This window comes from Acidimicrobiales bacterium, assembly GCA_035630295.1.
GTDB lineage: Bacteria > Actinomycetota > Acidimicrobiia > Acidimicrobiales > Iamiaceae > Iamia.
The window spans coordinates 87,269-103,362 of record DASQKY010000005.1; the positions used below are offsets into that span (position 1 = coordinate 87,269).

Sequence of the window (16,094 nt, forward strand, 5' to 3'; positions counted from 1 at the left end):
CTTCCTGATGGGTCGTCAGATCCTGGCCGGCACCGTACCGCGGCGGCCCCGGATCGGGGCCGATACCGTCCGCCGGGTCCGCCGGGCCGGCCGAGGCCCCCTCTCCCTGGAGGATCTGCCGTGGCCCTCACCATCGACCTCGCCGGCCAGGTCGCCCTCGTCACCGGGGGCGGTCGGGGCGTGGGCCGGGGCATCACCGAGCGCCTGGTGGCGGCCGGGGCCACGGTGGCGGTGGCCGGCCGCTCCGAGCCCGACGACCTCCCCCCCGGGGTCGGGTTCCACGCCGCCGACGTCCGGGACCCCGACGCCGTCGAGGCCCTGCTCGACGCGGTGGTGGCCCGGCACGGGCGCCTCGACATCGTCGTCAACAACGCCGGGGGCTCGCCGTCGGTGGCCGCGGCCGACGCCTCGCCCCGGTTCAGCGCCAAGGTGGTGGAGCTCAACCTGCTGGCCGCCCTCCACGTCGGCCACGCCGCCCGCCGGGTGATGGACCGGGGCGTGATCGTCAACGTGGCCAGCCTGTCGGGCCTGCGCCCCTCCCCCGGCACCGCGGCCTACGGGGCGGCCAAGGCCGGGCTGGTGAACCTGACCCGCACCCTGGCCATGGAGTGGGCCCCGGACCTGCGGGTCAACAGCGTGTCGGCGGGCATGGTCCGCACCGACGCCTTCGACCACTACTACGGCGGGCCCGAGGGGGCGGCGGCGGCCGAGGCCACCGTGCCCATGGGCCGGGCCGCATCGCCGGCCGAGGTGGGCGACGCCGTGGTGTTCCTGGCCTCGCCGCTGGCCGCCTACGTCACCGGCGCCGACCTGGCCGTCCACGGCGGCGGCGAGACCCTCGCCCTCCACCGCGTCCTGGGCCACTGAGCCCGACCCGCACCTCCACCGGGCCGTCCCGCCCGCGCTCGGTCCCCGCTCGTCGGAGCGTCACGGGGGCGAGCGGGGCGTGGGGGCGTCCCGGGAGCGCGCCGCCGCCACAGCAGCGCGCTCCCGGCTCGCGAGGGCCGCGGAGCCTCCCGGCGGGCCGCCGCGGCCTGCGTCCGGGGGCTCCTCTCGACCGCTTGGGACCCTACCGAACGTCTGTTCCCCATGCAAGCGCGGGACGGGTGATCCAGCCTCGGCGGGCGCAGGCGGCAATAGCCTCCACCCCATGAGGGACAGGGGGGGTCGTCACCGTCGGGCCAAGGGCCCGGGAGGGCCGGCCCGACCGTCGCGCTCGGGCCGGGTCACGGCCCCGCCGGCGGCCGACGGGGTGGCCTTCACCGGGCCGGCGCCCGAGCGCCTGCTGGGGCCACTCCTGTCGATGCTGCGGGCCACCGCACCGCCCGAGGCGCCCGGGCGGGCGGTGGGCATCGAGGTGTGGGCCGACCGCCTGGCCGAGACGGTGTACGCCGAGGGGGCCATGCCCCGGGACTTCTACGCCGAGCTGGGCGGGGGGCTGGCGGCGTCGGAGGACGTCGACGCCCCGGCCGCCCTGGCCGCCCTGGCCGTGGCCCTCGCCCACCGCGACGCCGAGCCCCTGCGCGCCGTCCACCGCGACCAGGTCCGGGCCCGGCGGGGCACCGCCGACGAGGACACCGATCAGGGCATCGGCCGGGCCGTCCCGGTGCGGGCCCGCGAGATCGTGGCCCTCAACGGGGACGGCGTGACCGTGGTGGTCGACGTCGACCAACCGACCGCGCCCCACTCCGTGAGCGTCCACGTGGACCACAACCTGATGGGCGTGGCCACCGACGCCGGCGCCGGCCCACCGTGGACCGACGGCCACAGCGACGACGAGGGCACGGTGGTGGCCGAGGTCTCCCTGGCCGATGCCCGGGCCCGCATCCGCCACGCCCTGGACATGGCCGGCCACTCGCCCGGGGCACCGGGGGCGGCGGAGATGGACTCGGTGCGGGCCCTGGTGGAGCGGCGCCTGGCCCTGCTCCCCAGTGGGGGTGGGGTGCCGGCCCGGCCCACGGTCACCGAGGAGGAGATGGACGACCACGTGCAGGCCTTCTTGGCCTCCCCCGAGGCCGGCGCCCTCGACGACCTGGACCGGGCCGAGGCGGGGTGGATCGCCGAGCTGTGGATCGACCACGCCGTCAACGACACCATCGGCGGTCCCCTGCGGGTGAGCCCGACGTTGGTGGAGCTGTTCGGCATCGCCTCCCTCCCCCACTCCGGCGGCGTGGACGAGGCCACCCTGGCCGCCGCCCCCGCGGTGCTCGACGCCTGGATCCGCTACGCGGCCCGGGTCACCGACGTGGACGACCGCGGGCGCGACGAGGCCCTGGCCGCCCTGGCCACCATCACCCCCCACCTGGCCTCCCCCCGCCGGGCCACCCCCCTCGACCGAGCCCTGGGCGGCCTCCCGCCTGACACCCCCCACCCCTGACGGGGCCGTCCGGGCATCACCTCAAGGGCGGGGGGAGGTCGGCCGATGGTGAGCGATGGAGGAGCCACGACGAGAGCGACGGCTGGGGCAGCGGCACGTGTTGGGGCCGGTGGCGGTGCGCTGGCGGCTGGACGACGCCCCGGCCACCGAGGACGGTGGGGCCACGCCCGAGCGGGCCGGCCTGCTCGACCTGTCGGTCAGCGGGGCCCGGATCATGGCCCGGGACTGCGACGACCTCGCCGTGGGCGACATCACCACCGTGCAGATCCGGGGCGCGGCCGGGCCGGTCATCGTCCGGCGCATCACCCCCAGCAGCCAGTCCGGGTTCAGCACCTTCGGCCTGGAGTTCGCCGACCCGACGTCCAACCTGCCCCAGCTCGTCCACCAGGAGCTGGCCCAGCGCACCTCGTCGCTGGGCCCCCCCGACCCTTCCTGAGCGGCTGAACGGTCGAACGGCCGAACCAGCCGGAACCCGACTGAGCAGGGACGGGCCGGTGCCGGCGGCGATCAGGCCCGGTCGGGGGGCGACGCGGCGCGGTCGACGGCGGCGCCCATGGCCACCACCCAGTCCAACAGCTCCTGGCCCGCGGGCGCCCCCTGGAGGAGGTCGAGGCAGGCCTGGCGCTCGTCGTCCGGGACCCGCACCACCGAGCCCACCACCTGGTCGGGTCCCCGGCCCGACGGCACCACCAGGGCCAGGACGACCTGCCCCTCGATGAGGGTCAGGTCGGGCCCGAGGCGCACCTCGACGGTCTGGTCGGCCTCCAGGTCGCGCAGGACGGCCCCGCCGTCCCCCGACCGCTCGACCAGCCACAGGGCCCGGCTGTGGGACGACCACCGGTCCATCAGGGTCGCCTCGTCCGCCGGCAGCAGCGGGCCCATCTCGGCCACCGCGTCGACCAGCCGCCCGTCCTCCACCAGGTGGGCGTCGACGGCCAGGAAGGCCAGGGGGTCCTCGACCGGGTCCGGTGACGAGAACCACGGCATGGTCCGCCGGGCCGCCCGCAGGCACCAGGTCTGCGCCTTCCACCACACCAGCTCGACCCGCTCCTCCAGGGCGACGGGCCGGGGGGTGGCCAGGCAGCACTGCTTGTACTTGCGCCCCGAGCCGCACGGGCACCGGTCGTTGCGCCCCACGCCCTCCACCACGGGGCGCCAGCGGGCCACGTAGGCGGCCGCCTCCCGATCGCCCAGGCGCCGGAAGGCCGACGCCGCGCCCTCCAGGTCACCGGCCACGGCCCGCAGGTGGCCGCGCAGGGCCAGGGGGCCGAACCAGGTGTCGGGGTCGGCGTCCAGGAGGGCGGTGTCGAGCTCGGCCATCGCCGCGCCGGCGTCGCCCGCCATCAGCGCCAGCTCGGCCTCCAGCCACGCCGCCCCCAGCGCCTCGGGCACCGCGGCCCGCGCCTGCCTGACCCCGCCGGCCAGCACCTCCAGGTCACCCTGGTCGCCGCTGCGGGCGTGGTCGACCAGGACCTGGGACACCTCCGGGTCGGCCAGGAGCCGGCCCACGACCCGGTGGCGGTCACCCTCGGGCAGGTCGTCACCGGCGGCCCCCATCAGCAGCAGCCAGGCCGTGCCCACCGCCTCGGCCAGCCGGCCACCGCCCGGATCGAACCGTCCACCGCCCATCACCTGGTGGCCGGCCCGGACCACGGCCAGGACCTCGTCGGTGACACCGGCCCCGGCCAGGAGGCCGCCCGCCGACCGGAGGCCGGCCGCGTCCAGAGCCTCGCCCATCGGCACCTGCAGGCCGCGCACGGCAACGGGGTGGTCGGCGGTCACGGCCAGGAGGGTGGAGACCAGGTCGACCACCCACCCGTCGCCCCCGGTGCCCTCGGCCCCGGCCACGTGGTGGCCCTGCTCGACCGCCACCGACGTCACCGCCGCGGCGAACACCTCGGCGCCCCGGTCACCCTCACCGTCGCCCGGGCCGGGGCCCTCGCCGTCGCCCCGGTCGCCGTCGCCCTCGGCGTCAGCCAGGCGTCGGAGCTCCAGCTCGCCGGCCACCAGCGCCAGGCCGACCTGGTCGCCGGCCGCCAGGTCGGGCTCCCACCCGGCCGGCAGGCCCACCGACGGCACCGCCGGGGCCTCGGGCCGGGCCCGATCGAGGTGGCTCGCCACCGGGCACGACTCGCCGCCGACCCGCACCGTGGCCGCGTCCGGGGCCCCGGCCAGGGGGACGAACAGGTCGTCGGTCAGGTCGACCCGCCGGGCCGCCACCTCGTCCTCGCCCAGCCGGTGCCGGGCCACGACGCCCTCCACCAGCCGGAGACCATCGGCGATCCGCCCGTCGGGCAGGTCGACCAGGCGGGTGGCGTCGACCAGCGAGGCGACCGCGTCCACCCCCGCGGCGTCGTCGAGGTCGACTTCCAGCCGGGCCAGCAGCTCGTCGGGCTGGCAGGGACCCTCGGCCAGCGCGGCGAGGAGGGCATCGAAGGTGACGGTGGGGCGGGGCACGGCGGGACGCTACCGGTGGGCCCCCGGAGGCCACCCGGTCCGCCGGCTCTCACCAGGCTCGGAGCCGACACGTGCCGCCCCGGCGTGGGGGGCCAGCGGCGACCACGCCCTACGCTCCTCCGATGGCCGAGAGCCGCCTCCACCTCCTGCGGCGCCGGATGGTCAACGCAGCCCTCCACCGGGGGTACCGGTGGGCCCGCTCGGCCGGCGCCATCGCCCCGGGCACGGCGGCCGCCGGGCGCTTCGGCTCGTTCGGGCCGGGCAGCCTCGTCGCCTTCCCGTGGTCGACCCTCTACGGCGAGGGCCAGATCCACCTGGGCCGGGACACCTTGGTGGGGGCCTGGTCGACGCTGGCCACGGGCTACTCACCGGAGCAGGGCACGGTGCCGCCCCGCGCCCTGGTCATCGGGGACCGCTGCGTGATCGGCCTGCGGGCGGGCATCGTGGCCCACGAGTCGATCGAGATCGGCCACGACGTCTGGTTCGGGCAGGACGTGTTCGTCACCGACTCGAACCACAGCTACGCCGACCTCGACGTCCCCATCGGCCGGCAGCTCGGCAAGCACCAGCCGGTCACCATCGGCGACGGCTCGTGGATCGGCCACGGGGCGGTGATCCTGCCCGGGGCCCGCATCGGCCGCATGGCCATCGTGGCCGCCGGCTCGGTGGTGCGGGGCGAGGTCCCCGACCGCTGCATCGTGGGGGGCGTGCCCGCCCGGCTCCTCCGGGTGATCTCCGAGGACGAGCGCGAGGGTGGCCCGGCCGGCCACCCGGACCTGCTGCGGCCGGCGCCCTGAGCCCGGGCCGCCCGGGCCCGGTCCACCGCGACGGGGACCGGGCCCGGGCGGAGGGTCAGGAGGCGTAGCCCACCGAGGACGACCGGTTGCTCATGCCGGGCAGGTCCCAGACGATGCCCCAGCCGCCGGTGGTCACCAGGTTGTCGCCGCCCATTCCGGCCTCGTCGAAGTGCTTGATGACGCCGCAGGCCCGGTGGCGGGTGGAGCTGATGGCGTTGTTCCACGGGTCACCGGCACTGAAGGAGATGCTCTCGTTGCAGTTCCCGGTGACGGTGAGGGCCGGAGTGACGCCGCCACCGCCGTCGTAGTGGGTGGCCACCGTGGTGGACCGCAGCATGCTCCCGGCCCACTCGCCGGGCTCGACCCACTCGCAGGCCACGTCGGAGGTGACCCCGGCCTCGACCTCCTCGTAGGAGAGGGTCGAGGTGGTGCAGCTCAGGACGAGGGCCGGCTCCTGGGCGACGGCGGCACTGGGGCTCTGGGCCACCACGGCGACCGGCGTGAGGGTGCAGGCCGCGGCGATCCGGGCCAGCACGGGACGGGTGAGGAGGGGGTGGGCCATCGGGGCTCCTTGTGTGTGTCGGTGTGTCGGTGGTGGGAGGAGGTGGGGCGGGGCGCGGCGCGTTGGGGCGCGGCGCTCGCCGATGGGGTTCAGCCGGCTTCGGTCGGCCGGGGGCTGACCTCGGCCAGGCGGTACAGGACCGTCGTCGGGTCCTCGGTGACGGTGCTGGGCCCGTCGACCCGGATGGCGAGGGGTCGAGCGGTGCGGGGGTCGAGCAGGACCTCCACCCGGTCCCCGTCGACGGTGGCCACGAAGGCCACGCCCCTGCGGCCGGCAGCATCGGAGCGCCGGCCGTCGGGGATGAAGCCCAGGTCGTCCATGATGGCGACCAGGGCGACCCGCACCTCGGGGGCCACGGTGGGCACGGCGAGCAGGAAGGCGACGTGCTCGGGTCGAGGGGTGCCCTCGCCCCGCACCTCCAGGGTGTGCCGGAGGGCGGCCAGCAGGGCGTCGGGGTCGGCGGGCAGGGCCGCGACCTCGTCGGGGACGAAGCCGGCGACGGTCAGGGACCCGGGCCTGCCGACGTGGTCGGTCTCCTGGCCGTTCCCGTCCTCCCCGGGCAGGGGCAGGGTCCGGGCCCGGCCCGAGCCGTCGCCGGCGATCCACTGCTCGTGGCGGAAGGCCAGCACCCCGTCCTCTCGCTGGGCCTCGTCGGGGATCTGGTCCATCACCAGGTGGAGGTAGGGGTGCTCCGGGTCGAGGGCGACGGTCGGTTGGAGCCGGGCCACCGCGGCCAGCTGGGCCAGGGTGGGAACGGGCCGGAGCGGCGTGCCGGGAGGGCCGGCGATCACCTGGTCCGAGGAGCCGGCGCCGGGCAGCAGGAGGCTGGCGACGACCAGGGCGCAGGCCAGGACGGCCGCGGCCATGGTTGCGGGCCGCAGCCAGGGCAGGGCCGGGAGGTCGGGCCGGCCGGCGGGGCCCATCGCCACCCGCCGGCGGACCTCGGCCAGGATGCGGTCCTCGACGTCGGGGGCCAGCATCGGGGGCACGTCCCAGCGGTGTCGCCCGGACCTTCGGGTCAGGCCGATCACGAGAGGGGCTCCGACCCGATGTCGGCGGCCAGCCGGCGGCGAGCCCGGTTGAGCCGCGACCGGACGGTGCCGATGGGGACGTCGAGGTGGTCGGCCATGCCCTGGTAGGTGGCGCCGGGCTGGGCGGCCAGGAGCAGCACCTCCCGGTCGATGCGCTCGGCCCGCCCCAGGGCCACGTCGACCAGGGCCATCCGCTCGGCCGCGGCCAGGGCCTCGGACACCTCCTCCTCGACCACGTCGGCCAGGCTGGCCAGGCGACGCTGGGCGGCCAGGGCGACATGCGCCCGGGCTCGGCGTCGCTCCTGGCGGAAGTGGTGGCGCATCACGTTGAGGGCGATGCCGTGGAGCCAGCCCTGCACCGTGCCCCGATCGGGGTCGTAGGTGTCGCGCTGGGCCCACGCCTCGACGAAGGTCTGGGCCGTCAGCTCCTCACCGAGGTCGTAACCGACCCGGGCCCGGAGGTAGCGGTGCACCGAACGGACGTGGGCCCGATACAACTCGGAGGCGTTGCCGGCCCAGGTGGGTGTCGACGCCGTCGGGCACGGCGCGGCCGAGGGATCGGCTCCTTCGCTCTGCACCCACTCACCCCCACGTGCTGTGACCGCCTGATCCCAAGTGGCAGGCATCAGAGCACTTTGCGCATTGCCGACCATGCGCGATCTAGGGGATTCGCCGCTACCTCATGTCGGGCACGAACAGCGGGCCTACCGCCACGACGTGGGTCTCGGCCCGGATCGGCGCGAGCCGACACCCAACTCTCGGCAAGGGTGGCCCGGGCACGGGCCGACCTCGCCAACCCTCCCAAGGTGTTGGAGGCGGCGACAGCGGGGGCCCGCTCCCGGCCCGAGACCCCTCAGCGGGCCGGGGCAGCAGGGACGCCCGGGGACCGGCCGTACCCTGCCGGGATGGACCTGCGCCGTCGCACCCCGGTGGTGACCGCCCTGGTCGGAACGGCGCTGGTGGCGGCGCTGGCCGGCTGCGGGCGTGAGCCGTCGTTCGAGGACCGCACCGCCCGCCTGGCCGTCGACGGCCAGGTCACCACCTTCGAGGTCGACGGTTGCCTCCTCGACGGCCAGACCGCCTACGTGGCCGGCCACGACGCCGACGGCAGCACCGTGCAGGCGGTGATCGGCGTGGAGGTGGACGGCACCACCGGGGTGCCCGCCTCCACCGGCATCAGCGTGGCCGGCACCGGGGACGTGCCGTCGGTGGCGGCCTTCGGGCCCGAGGCCTGGCAGCGCCGGGGGGAGGACGGGGACCCACCCGGCCGCATCGCCACCGCCGGCATCAGGGGATCGCGCCTGCGGGCCAGCGGCGACGCGGCTCTCGTCGGCCCCGACGACCGCCCCCGCCGCACCGGCACCGTGGAGCTGACCTTCGACGCCCGCTGCGACGAGACCGACGAGGAGTAGTCGGCACGGCCGGGCGGCGGCCGCCCTGGCTACGGTCGGTGCCGTGGAGCGGACGGTGCACCTGGTGCGGCACGGGCGCACGGCGTGGAACCGCGTGCACCGGACGATGGGGTGGCGCGACGAGCCCATCGAGGACGACCAGCGGGCGGCGGCCGAGGCCGTGGCGGCGCGGCTGGCCCCCGGGCTGGGCGACGCCGGCCCGCCGGGTCACGGCGCAGGCCGGGCCCGCGTGCTCTCCAGCCCGGTGCGGCGGGCGGTGCAGACGGCGGGACCGACGGCGGCGGCGCTGGAGGTCGACGTCGAGTTGGACGAGCGCCTGGGCGAGCTGCGGGTGGGGTCGTGGGAGGGGCTGCTGGAGAGCGAGGTGGCCGAGCAGCACCCCGAGGCCTGGGCCACCTGGCGGAGCAGCCCTCACACCCTGGAGCTCGAGGGGCGGGAGACGCTGGACGCCCTTTACGGGCGGGTCGGCGACCTCCTCGACGAGCTGTCCGCCGACGCCGCCTCAGCCCACCGCCCGGTCGTCGCGTTCACCCACGACGCCGTGGTCCGGGCCGCGGTGGCCTGGGCCGTCGGGGCCGGCCCCACCTCCTACCGCAGCATCGAGGTGGCCAACTGCTCGCTCACCACGCTGGCCGTCGGCGAAGGCCGGCGTCGCCTCGTCCGGGCCAACGACACCTGCCACCTCGGGCCCGGGGTCGGCTGAGCGCTCGACCACGATCCCGGTGGCCCGCACCCGCCGCACGGTCCGCCCGATGGCGGCCAGGTCGGCCTCGTGGGGGATGCCGGAGCCGGTGAAGGTGGACGTGGGGGCCCGGTGCACCCCCCGGAAGCGGGTGCCGCAGGCCCGGGCGATGGCGGCGTCCCGGGTCGAGTCACCGACGAAGAGGCACCGGTCCGGCCGCACCCCCAGGCGGCGCACCGTGGCCGCCAGCTGCACCACCTTGGGGTGGTCGGGCCGGAAGCCGTCGACGTGGGCCAGGCGGGGCGTCAGGCCCCGCTGGTCGAGCCAGTGGCGGACGGCCACGGCGGTGGAGCTGCTGCACACCGCCACCGGCACGCCGACCCGGTCCAGCTCGGCCAGGAGCGCTTCGAGGTCGGCGAAGGTGGCGATCCGGTCCATGAGCTCGACCTTGGCCCGCTCGAAGGCCTGGACGACGAGACCGGCCCGCCCGTCGCCCGGGGCGATCTCCTCCATCTGGGTGCGGAAGTCGAGGCCGCTGCTGGCCAGGTACCGGCGGCGGGCCACGGCCGGGTCGAGCCCCATCTCCCGCCCCAGCAGCTCGACGGCCAGGTCGGCCAGATGCTCCATGGAGTCGGCGACGGTGCCGTCGAAGTCGAGGACGACGGCGTCGACGTCGGCCCACGGCGCCGCCTCGACCAGCCACGAGCGCCGCAGCCGCTCGACGACGATCCCCCACGTCATCACGGCCAGCACGCCCATGGCCACGGCCAGGGCCGGCGGCCACCAGCTCGCAACGGCGGCGGCCACGGTGACGGCCAGCAGACGCACGTCGCGACCCTTCCCGGCGCCGAGTAGGGCCCCGGTGAAGTCGTGGCCCAGGTCGAGGGCGGCCTTGGCCGAGGTGTAGCTCACCATCAGGTGGCCGACCAGGGCGGCACCCACCACGACCAGGACGAGGACCTGGGTGCCCCGGCCCGGGTCGAGGGCACCCTGCAGGAACACCGCCGCGCCCAAGAAGATGGCCCCGTCGGCCACCCGGTCCAGGACCGGGTCCAGGAACCCGCCGTAGCGCGACCCGGATCGGCGCAGCCGGGCCACCTCGCCGTCGCTGCCGTCGAGCACGCTGGCCGCCTGCACCAGCAGGGCGCCCAGGAGGGGCCAGCCACCGCCGAGGGCCACGGCGGCGGCCAGGGCAACGGCCACCGAGAGCAGCGTCACCTGGTTGGCGGTGATGCCGGGCGCCAGCCACAGCAGCGCCGGGGTCACCACCCGCTGGGACAGGGCGCGGTTGAGCCGGGCGGCCACCAGCCCGTCCCGGGCCTTGCCCCCGCCCCGGTGGAGACGCCGGCCGGCCCGCCGGTGGTCGGCTCGGGTGTCCACGTCGTCCCACCGCAGGCCCGACACGGGGCAGGTCCGGAGGAGGCCCTGGTCGGCCAAGCGCTGCATGGCGCCCGAGAGCGAGGTGTCCCCGTCGGTGGCGGCGGCGGCGATGGCGCCGAACACGGCCGGGGTGCAGAGGAAGGCGCCGGTGTCGAACCCGTCGTAGGGCGCGAGGTGCTTGGCGATGCGCACGACCCGGCCCTCGGCGGTGGCGACCCGGGTGACGTCGTCGAGGTCGACATCGGGGCGCCGGGCGACGTCGTGGTCGACGGCCAGCACCGCGCCCTCCGGGGGTACCTCGGCCGCGGCCAGCGCATCGAGCAAGCCGTCGTCGAGCACGTGGTCGGCCATGGCCAGCAGGAAGTCCTCGCCGCCCAGCGCCGCCTCGGCGGCCAGGACCGACAGGCCGTTGCCCTCGGTGAAGCGGGGGTTGCGCACGCAGCGGACCGGGATCTCACGCCGGGCGCTCACCTCGGCGCAGAACCGCTCGACCTCCTCGGCCCGGTGGCCGGTGACCACGACGACCTCGGTGGCCCCGGCCCGGTGCAGGCCGGTGACGGCCCTCTCCAGGAGGGGCACCCCGGCCACGGCCACCAGCGGCTTCGACCGCCCCCGGCGGGCCCCGAGCCGCGAGCCCGTACCGCTAGCCAGCACCAACGCCTTCATTCGGTGAGAACTCCCTTCGGGACGAGGCGGGTCAACCCGAAGGGAGGCAAGAGCCGCCTGCGAGGGCCAAAAGCGATCGGAGCCTAGCTCCGTTGTCACGTTCCGTTCACCGGACGTCCACCCGGGACGGCTCCGCCCGCCGGGCCCGACGACCGGCCGACCGACCTCGCACGCGGCCCCGGGCCGACGTGGCACGATCTCGCCGTGACCAGCCGACCGGCGGCCGCGCCGCACCTGGAGGACCTGGCGTGGCTGCGCCGCGTGCGCGACCGGATCGACCGCGACCACGCCCAGCCGCTGGACGTCGAGGCGCTGGCCCGCGGCGCGCACATGTCGGCCGGGCACCTCAGCCGCCAGTTCCGGCTGGCCTACGGCGAGTCGCCGTACAGCTACCTGATGACGCGGCGCATCGAGCGGGCCATGGCGTTGCTCCGTCGGGGTGACCTCAGCGTCACCGACGTCTGCTTCACGGTCGGCTTCTCGTCGCTGGGGACCTTCAGCACCCGCTTCACCGAGTTGGTCGGCATGCCCCCGAGCACGTACCGGCGCCAGGCCATCCGGGCCACCGCGGGGATGCCTCCGTGCGTGGCCAAGCAGGTCACCAGACCGATCAGGAATCGAGAAGCACGGTCATCGAGCCGCTCGTAGGTTGCCGGCCATGGACATCACCATCCACACCACCTTCCTCCCGCACAGCGACCCCGAGGCCTCCCTGGCCTTCTACCGGGACGTCCTCGGCTTCGAGGTCCGCAACGACGTGGGCTACGAGGACATGCGCTGGATCACCGTCGGACCCCCCGGCCAGCCCGGCACGTCCATCGTCCTGACGCCGCCCGCCGCCGACCCCGGCGTCACCGACGACGAGCGCCGGACCGTGACCGAGATGATGGCCAAGGGCACCTACGCCAGCATCATGTTCGCCACCCCCGACCTCGACGGCACCTTCGAGCGCATCCAGGCCCACGAGGTCGAGATCGTCCAGGAACCGACCGACCAGGACTGGGGGGCCCGGGACTGCGCCCTCCGCGACCCCGCCGGCAACATGGTCCGCATCCAGCAGCTCGGCTGAGCCGCCGGCGGCCCCCCACGGACGGAGAGACGAAGGACCATGGCCAAGAGGACCACCAACACGGCGGCCACGCCGCACGCGGCCGACAGCCACGACCTGATCCGCGTGCAGGGCGCACGGGTCAACAACCTCAAGGACGTGAGCGTCGAGCTGCCGAAGCGACGGCTGACCGTGTTCACCGGGGTCTCCGGCTCGGGCAAGAGCTCGCTGGTGTTCGGCACCATCGCAGCCGAGTCGCAACGGCTCATCAACGAGACCTACAGCGCCTTCGTGCAGGGCTTCATGCCCACCCTGGCCCGGCCCGAGGTCGACCTGCTCGACGGCCTGACCACGGCGATCATCGTCGACCAGGAGCGGCTGGGGGCCAACCCCCGCTCCACCGTCGGCACCGTCACCGACGCCAACGCCATGCTGCGGATCCTGTTCAGCCGGCTGGGGCAGCCGCAGATCGGTCCGCCCAACGCCTACTCCTTCAACGTCCCGTCGGTGACGGCCAGCGGCTCGATCACCGTCGAGCGGGGCGGCAAGACCAAGCGGGAGAAGGCCACCTTCAACCGGCTGGGTGGCATGTGCCCCACCTGCGAGGGGCGGGGAGCGATCAGCGACTTCGACCTCACCGCGCTGTACGACGACACCAAGTCGCTCGACGAGGGTGCCATCACCATCCCCGGCTACAGCATGGACGGTTGGTACGGCCGCATCTTCCGGGGCTGCGGCTACTTCGACCCCGACAAGCCGATCAAGAGGTTCACCAAGAAGGAGCTCCACGACCTGCTCCATCGGGAGCCGACCAAGATCAAGGTCGAGGGCATCAACCTGACCTATGTCGGACTGATCCCGCAGATCCAGAAGTCGTTCCTGTCCAAGGACCGGGAGGCGATGCAGCCCCACGTCCGGGCGTTCGTGGACCGGGCCATCACCTTCACCACCTGCCCCGACTGCGACGGCACCCGGCTGGCCGAGCCGGCTCGCACCTCGAAGATCCAGGGGGCCAACATCGCCGAGGTCTGCGCCCTGCAGATCAACGACCTGGCCCAGTGGGTGCGGGGGCTGGACGAGCCGTCGGTGAAGCCGCTGCTGGAGGCGCTGGGCGAAACGCTCGACTCGTTCGTGGAGATCGGGCTGGGCTACCTCAGCCTCGACCGGCCCTCGGGCACGCTGTCGGGCGGCGAGGCCCAGCGAACCAAGATGATCCGCCACCTCGGCTCCTCGCTCACCGACGTCACCTACGTCTTCGACGAGCCCACCATCGGGCTGCACCCCCACGACATCGAGCGGATGAACGAGCTGCTGCTCCGGCTGCGGGACAAGGGCAACACGGTGCTGGTGGTCGAGCACAAGCCGGAGGCCATCACCATCGCCGACCACGTGGTCGACCTGGGCCCCCGGGCCGGCACCGAGGGCGGCGAGGTGGTGTTCGAGGGCACCGTGGAGGGGTTGCGGGGCAGCGACACCCTGACCGGGCGGCACCTGGACGACCGGGCCGCCCTCAAGGAGGGGGTGCGGACGGCGTCGGAGGTGCTGGAGGTCCGCGGCGCGGACACCCACAACCTCCAGGGTGTCGACGTCGACATCCCGCTCGGGGTCCTGTGCGTCATCACCGGGGTGGCCGGCTCGGGCAAGAGCTCGCTGATCCACGGATCGGTGGCCGGCCGGGACGGGGTGGTGGTGGTCGACCAGGCCGGCATCAAGGGGTCGCGGCGGAGCAACCCGGCCACCTACACCGGGCTGCTGGAGCCGATCCGCAAGGCCTTCGCCAAGGCCAACGGGGTCAAGCCGGCCCTGTTCAGCGCCAACTCCGAGGGGGCCTGCCCCACCTGCAACGGGGCCGGCGTCATCTACACCGAGCTGGGGATCATGGCCACCGTGGCCACCACCTGCGAGGACTGCGAGGGCAAGCGCTTCCAGGCCGCGGTGCTGGAGCACACCTTCGGTGGTCGCGACATCAGCGAGGTGCTGGCCATGTCGGTGGCCGAGGCCGAGGGTTTCTTCGGCGACGGCGAGGCCGCCACCCCGGCGGCCCACAAGGTCCTCGACCGGCTGGCCGACGTGGGGCTCGGCTACCTGCGTCTGGGCCAGCCGCTGACCACGCTGTCCGGTGGCGAGCGCCAGCGGCTCAAGCTGGCCACCCACATGGGCGAGAAGGGCGGTACCTACGTCCTGGACGAGCCGACCACCGGCCTCCACCTGGCCGACGTCGAGCAGTTGCTGGGCCTGCTCGACCGGCTGGTCGACGCGGGCAAGTCGGTCATCGTCATCGAGCACCACCAGGCCGTCATGGCCCACGCCGACTGGATCATCGACCTCGGCCCCGGCGCCGGCCACGACGGCGGCCGCATCGTCTTCGAGGGCACCCCCGCCGACCTGGTCGCCGCCCGCTCCACCCTCACGGGCGAGCACCTGGCGGCCTACGTCGGCGCCTGAGGCATCCTGCCGGCGCCCGGCGACGGGGGGCCTCCCGGTCAGGGGCCGGCGGGCTGGAACAGCTCGACGACGTTGCCGGACGGGTCCTCGAGCAGGATCTGGGAGCCTCCGGGACCGGTGACCGTGTCGTTGCGGAAGGTGAGCCCGGCCTGGCGGAGACGGGCGACCTCGGCTGCGAGGTCGTCGACGACGAAGTGGATGCGGTTCCAGCCGCCGGGGCTCGGCTGGGCCCCGTCCGGCATGGGCCGTCCCGCGGAGCTGGCCGGGCCACTGAGCAGCAGCCGCAGGTTCCCGCGGGTGACGTCCGCGAAGGCGGGGGCGGCGCTGGTGCGCACCTCGAAGCCGAGGTGCTCGGTGTAGAAGTCGATCGACGCCTGGACGTCGTCGACCATGTAGCGGACGTTCACGGTCTGGTCGGGCTCCGTCATGGTTCCTCCTGGTGGGTGGATGGAGAGCGTTCGGTTCGGCTGGCCAGGTCGGCCAGCAGGAACCCGATGCGGGTCTCCAGCTCGGCGGCCACCTGCCGGAAGGCCGGGTAGGTCGCCTCGTCGTCGGCGCCGGCGTCCCCGGCGGTGGGGTCGGGGAGGCTCCAGTGGCTGGCCTCGGGCGGGCCGGGGAGCTCGGGGCAGACCTCGCGCACCCGGTCGCACAGGCTGATCACCCGATCGAACCGCTGCCCGGCGACCACGTCCAGGTGCGTCGAGCCCCGGCCGGCCAGGTCGATCCCGTACTCGTCCCACATGACCCGCACCGCGTTGGGGTGCAGGGGCTTGGGGTGGCTGCCGGCGCTGGCGGCCTCGACCAGCCCCCCGGACCGAGACCGGGCCAGGGCCTCGGCCATCGGGGAGCGGGCGCTGTTGCCGGTGCACAGGAACAGCACCCGCGCCCTCGTCGCCTCCGGCTCCGCAGGGTCGGGGGCCGGCGGGGCGAGGCGAAGGCCGGGGTGCAGAGCTGCGCCGGTGGCGGCCAGCAGCGAGCGGACCCGGGGGAGGTCGACGGTGTAGTAGGCGTCGCGACGGTCGGCCGAGCTCCGCCGGGCCGTGACCAGGCGGGTCTCCCGCAACTTGCCGAGGTGGTACGAGACCAGGTTCTGGGGCTCACCGAGCAGGCCGGTGAGCTCGTGCACCCGCCGGTCGCTGCGACCGAGCTCGCTCAGCAGCCGCCAGCGCACCGGATGCCCCGCCAGCTGCAAGAACGCCGGCGCCACGACCTCCCCCTCGTCCTGCGCTCCACGCAC

The 16,094-nt window shown here is 75.2% G+C and carries 15 protein-coding genes and 1 pseudogene; 9 read left to right on the forward strand and 7 right to left on the reverse strand.

Features of this window, described 5'->3' with window-relative positions; all coding sequences use genetic code 11:
• Nucleotides 1–120 precede the first annotated feature (120 nt).
• The 3 genes from VEW93_01665 to VEW93_01675 all read left to right on the forward strand — a co-directional run bounded on the left by VEW93_01665 (nt 121) and on the right by VEW93_01675 (nt 2,813).
• Nucleotides 121–867, forward strand: a complete 747-nt coding sequence (locus VEW93_01665) for an SDR family oxidoreductase (GenBank protein ID HYI60494.1) — start codon at nt 121–123, stop codon at nt 865–867.
• A gap of 283 nt (nt 868–1,150) precedes the next feature.
• Nucleotides 1,151–2,377 carry a hypothetical protein gene (locus tag VEW93_01670; protein ID HYI60495.1) on the forward strand — a complete coding sequence of 409 codons (1,227 nt, stop codon included), beginning with the start codon at nt 1,151–1,153 and terminating at the stop codon, nt 2,375–2,377.
• A gap of 55 nt (nt 2,378–2,432) precedes the next feature.
• The gene (locus VEW93_01675) at nt 2,433–2,813 is read left to right on the forward strand and encodes a PilZ domain-containing protein (GenBank protein ID HYI60496.1); all 381 of its coding nucleotides are present in this window, start codon (nt 2,433–2,435) and stop codon (nt 2,811–2,813) included.
• Between the two features lie 71 nt (nt 2,814–2,884).
• Here VEW93_01675 and VEW93_01680 read toward each other — a convergent pair whose 3' ends face one another.
• On the reverse strand, nt 2,885–4,834 hold the full coding sequence (locus tag VEW93_01680; protein ID HYI60497.1) for an SEC-C domain-containing protein: 1,950 nt from the start codon (nt 4,832–4,834) through the stop codon (nt 2,885–2,887).
• Nucleotides 4,835–4,956: 122 nt separating this feature from the next.
• On the opposite strand from VEW93_01680, the gene VEW93_01685 reads away from it, so the two are divergent.
• The gene (locus tag VEW93_01685) at nt 4,957–5,631 is read left to right on the forward strand and encodes an acyltransferase (protein HYI60498.1); all 675 of its coding nucleotides are present in this window, start codon (nt 4,957–4,959) and stop codon (nt 5,629–5,631) included.
• A 55-nt stretch (nt 5,632–5,686) separates the two neighbouring features.
• On the opposite strand, the gene VEW93_01690 is transcribed toward VEW93_01685, so the two are convergent.
• The 3 genes from VEW93_01690 to VEW93_01700 all read right to left on the reverse strand — a co-directional run bounded on the left by VEW93_01690 (nt 5,687) and on the right by VEW93_01700 (nt 7,802).
• Nucleotides 5,687–6,193 (reverse strand): hypothetical protein, encoded by a 507-nt coding sequence (locus tag VEW93_01690; protein ID HYI60499.1) that lies wholly within the window; start codon nt 6,191–6,193, stop codon nt 5,687–5,689.
• Between the two features lie 89 nt (nt 6,194–6,282).
• Nucleotides 6,283–7,173, reverse strand: a complete 891-nt coding sequence (locus tag VEW93_01695; protein HYI60500.1) for a hypothetical protein — start codon at nt 7,171–7,173, stop codon at nt 6,283–6,285.
• Between the two features lie 47 nt (nt 7,174–7,220).
• Nucleotides 7,221–7,802 (reverse strand): RNA polymerase sigma factor, encoded by a 582-nt coding sequence (locus VEW93_01700; protein HYI60501.1) that lies wholly within the window; start codon nt 7,800–7,802, stop codon nt 7,221–7,223.
• A 327-nt stretch (nt 7,803–8,129) separates the two neighbouring features.
• On the opposite strand from VEW93_01700, the gene VEW93_01705 reads away from it, so the two are divergent.
• Nucleotides 8,130–8,636, forward strand: a complete 507-nt coding sequence (locus VEW93_01705; GenBank protein ID HYI60502.1) for a hypothetical protein — start codon at nt 8,130–8,132, stop codon at nt 8,634–8,636.
• 43 nt (nt 8,637–8,679) lie between these two features.
• A complete protein-coding gene (locus VEW93_01710; protein HYI60503.1) occupies nt 8,680–9,339 on the forward strand; it encodes a histidine phosphatase family protein in 660 nt (219 codons plus the stop codon).
• 177 nt (nt 9,340–9,516) lie between these two features.
• Here VEW93_01710 and VEW93_01715 read toward each other — a convergent pair.
• A pseudogene (locus VEW93_01715) lies at nt 9,517–11,364 on the reverse strand (NTP transferase domain-containing protein).
• 204 nt (nt 11,365–11,568) lie between these two features.
• Here VEW93_01715 and VEW93_01720 point away from each other — a divergent pair.
• The 3 genes from VEW93_01720 to VEW93_01730 are packed head-to-tail and all read left to right on the forward strand — an operon-like array spanning nt 11,569 to nt 14,857.
• The gene (locus tag VEW93_01720) at nt 11,569–12,012 is read left to right on the forward strand and encodes a helix-turn-helix transcriptional regulator (protein HYI60504.1); all 444 of its coding nucleotides are present in this window, start codon (nt 11,569–11,571) and stop codon (nt 12,010–12,012) included.
• A 10-nt stretch (nt 12,013–12,022) separates the two neighbouring features.
• A complete protein-coding gene (locus VEW93_01725; protein HYI60505.1) occupies nt 12,023–12,433 on the forward strand; it encodes a VOC family protein in 411 nt (136 codons plus the stop codon).
• Between the two features lie 39 nt (nt 12,434–12,472).
• On the forward strand, nt 12,473–14,857 hold the full coding sequence (locus VEW93_01730; GenBank protein HYI60506.1) for an excinuclease ABC subunit UvrA: 2,385 nt from the start codon (nt 12,473–12,475) through the stop codon (nt 14,855–14,857).
• Nucleotides 14,858–14,895: 38 nt separating this feature from the next.
• On the opposite strand, the gene VEW93_01735 is transcribed toward VEW93_01730, so the two are convergent.
• Entirely contained in the window at nt 14,896–15,285 is a 390-nt protein-coding gene (locus VEW93_01735; protein HYI60507.1) for a VOC family protein, read from the reverse strand.
• The gene (locus VEW93_01740; GenBank protein HYI60508.1) at nt 15,282–16,094 is read right to left on the reverse strand and encodes an ArsR family transcriptional regulator; all 813 of its coding nucleotides are present in this window, start codon (nt 16,092–16,094) and stop codon (nt 15,282–15,284) included. Before VEW93_01740 ends, VEW93_01735 begins: the two co-directional genes overlap by 4 nt.

What these genes read in the sequence shown, in the direction of transcription:
- VEW93_01670 (HYI60495.1), top strand. Translation starts at nt 1,151, where the DNA reads ATGAGGGACAGGGGGGGTCGTCACCGTCGGGCCAAGGGCCCGGGAGGG.
- VEW93_01675 (HYI60496.1), top strand. Translation starts at nt 2,433, where the DNA reads ATGGAGGAGCCACGACGAGAGCGACGGCTGGGGCAGCGGCACGTGTTG.
- VEW93_01685 (HYI60498.1), top strand. Translation starts at nt 4,957, where the DNA reads ATGGCCGAGAGCCGCCTCCACCTCCTGCGGCGCCGGATGGTCAACGCA.
- VEW93_01690 (HYI60499.1), bottom strand. Translation starts at nt 6,193, where the DNA reads ATGGCCCACCCCCTCCTCACCCGTCCCGTGCTGGCCCGGATCGCCGCG.
- VEW93_01695 (HYI60500.1), bottom strand. Translation starts at nt 7,173, where the DNA reads ATGCTGGCCCCCGACGTCGAGGACCGCATCCTGGCCGAGGTCCGCCGG.
- VEW93_01705 (HYI60502.1), top strand. Translation starts at nt 8,130, where the DNA reads ATGGACCTGCGCCGTCGCACCCCGGTGGTGACCGCCCTGGTCGGAACG.
- VEW93_01725 (HYI60505.1), top strand. Translation starts at nt 12,023, where the DNA reads ATGGACATCACCATCCACACCACCTTCCTCCCGCACAGCGACCCCGAG.
- VEW93_01730 (HYI60506.1), top strand. Translation starts at nt 12,473, where the DNA reads ATGGCCAAGAGGACCACCAACACGGCGGCCACGCCGCACGCGGCCGAC.
- VEW93_01735 (HYI60507.1), bottom strand. Translation starts at nt 15,285, where the DNA reads ATGACGGAGCCCGACCAGACCGTGAACGTCCGCTACATGGTCGACGAC.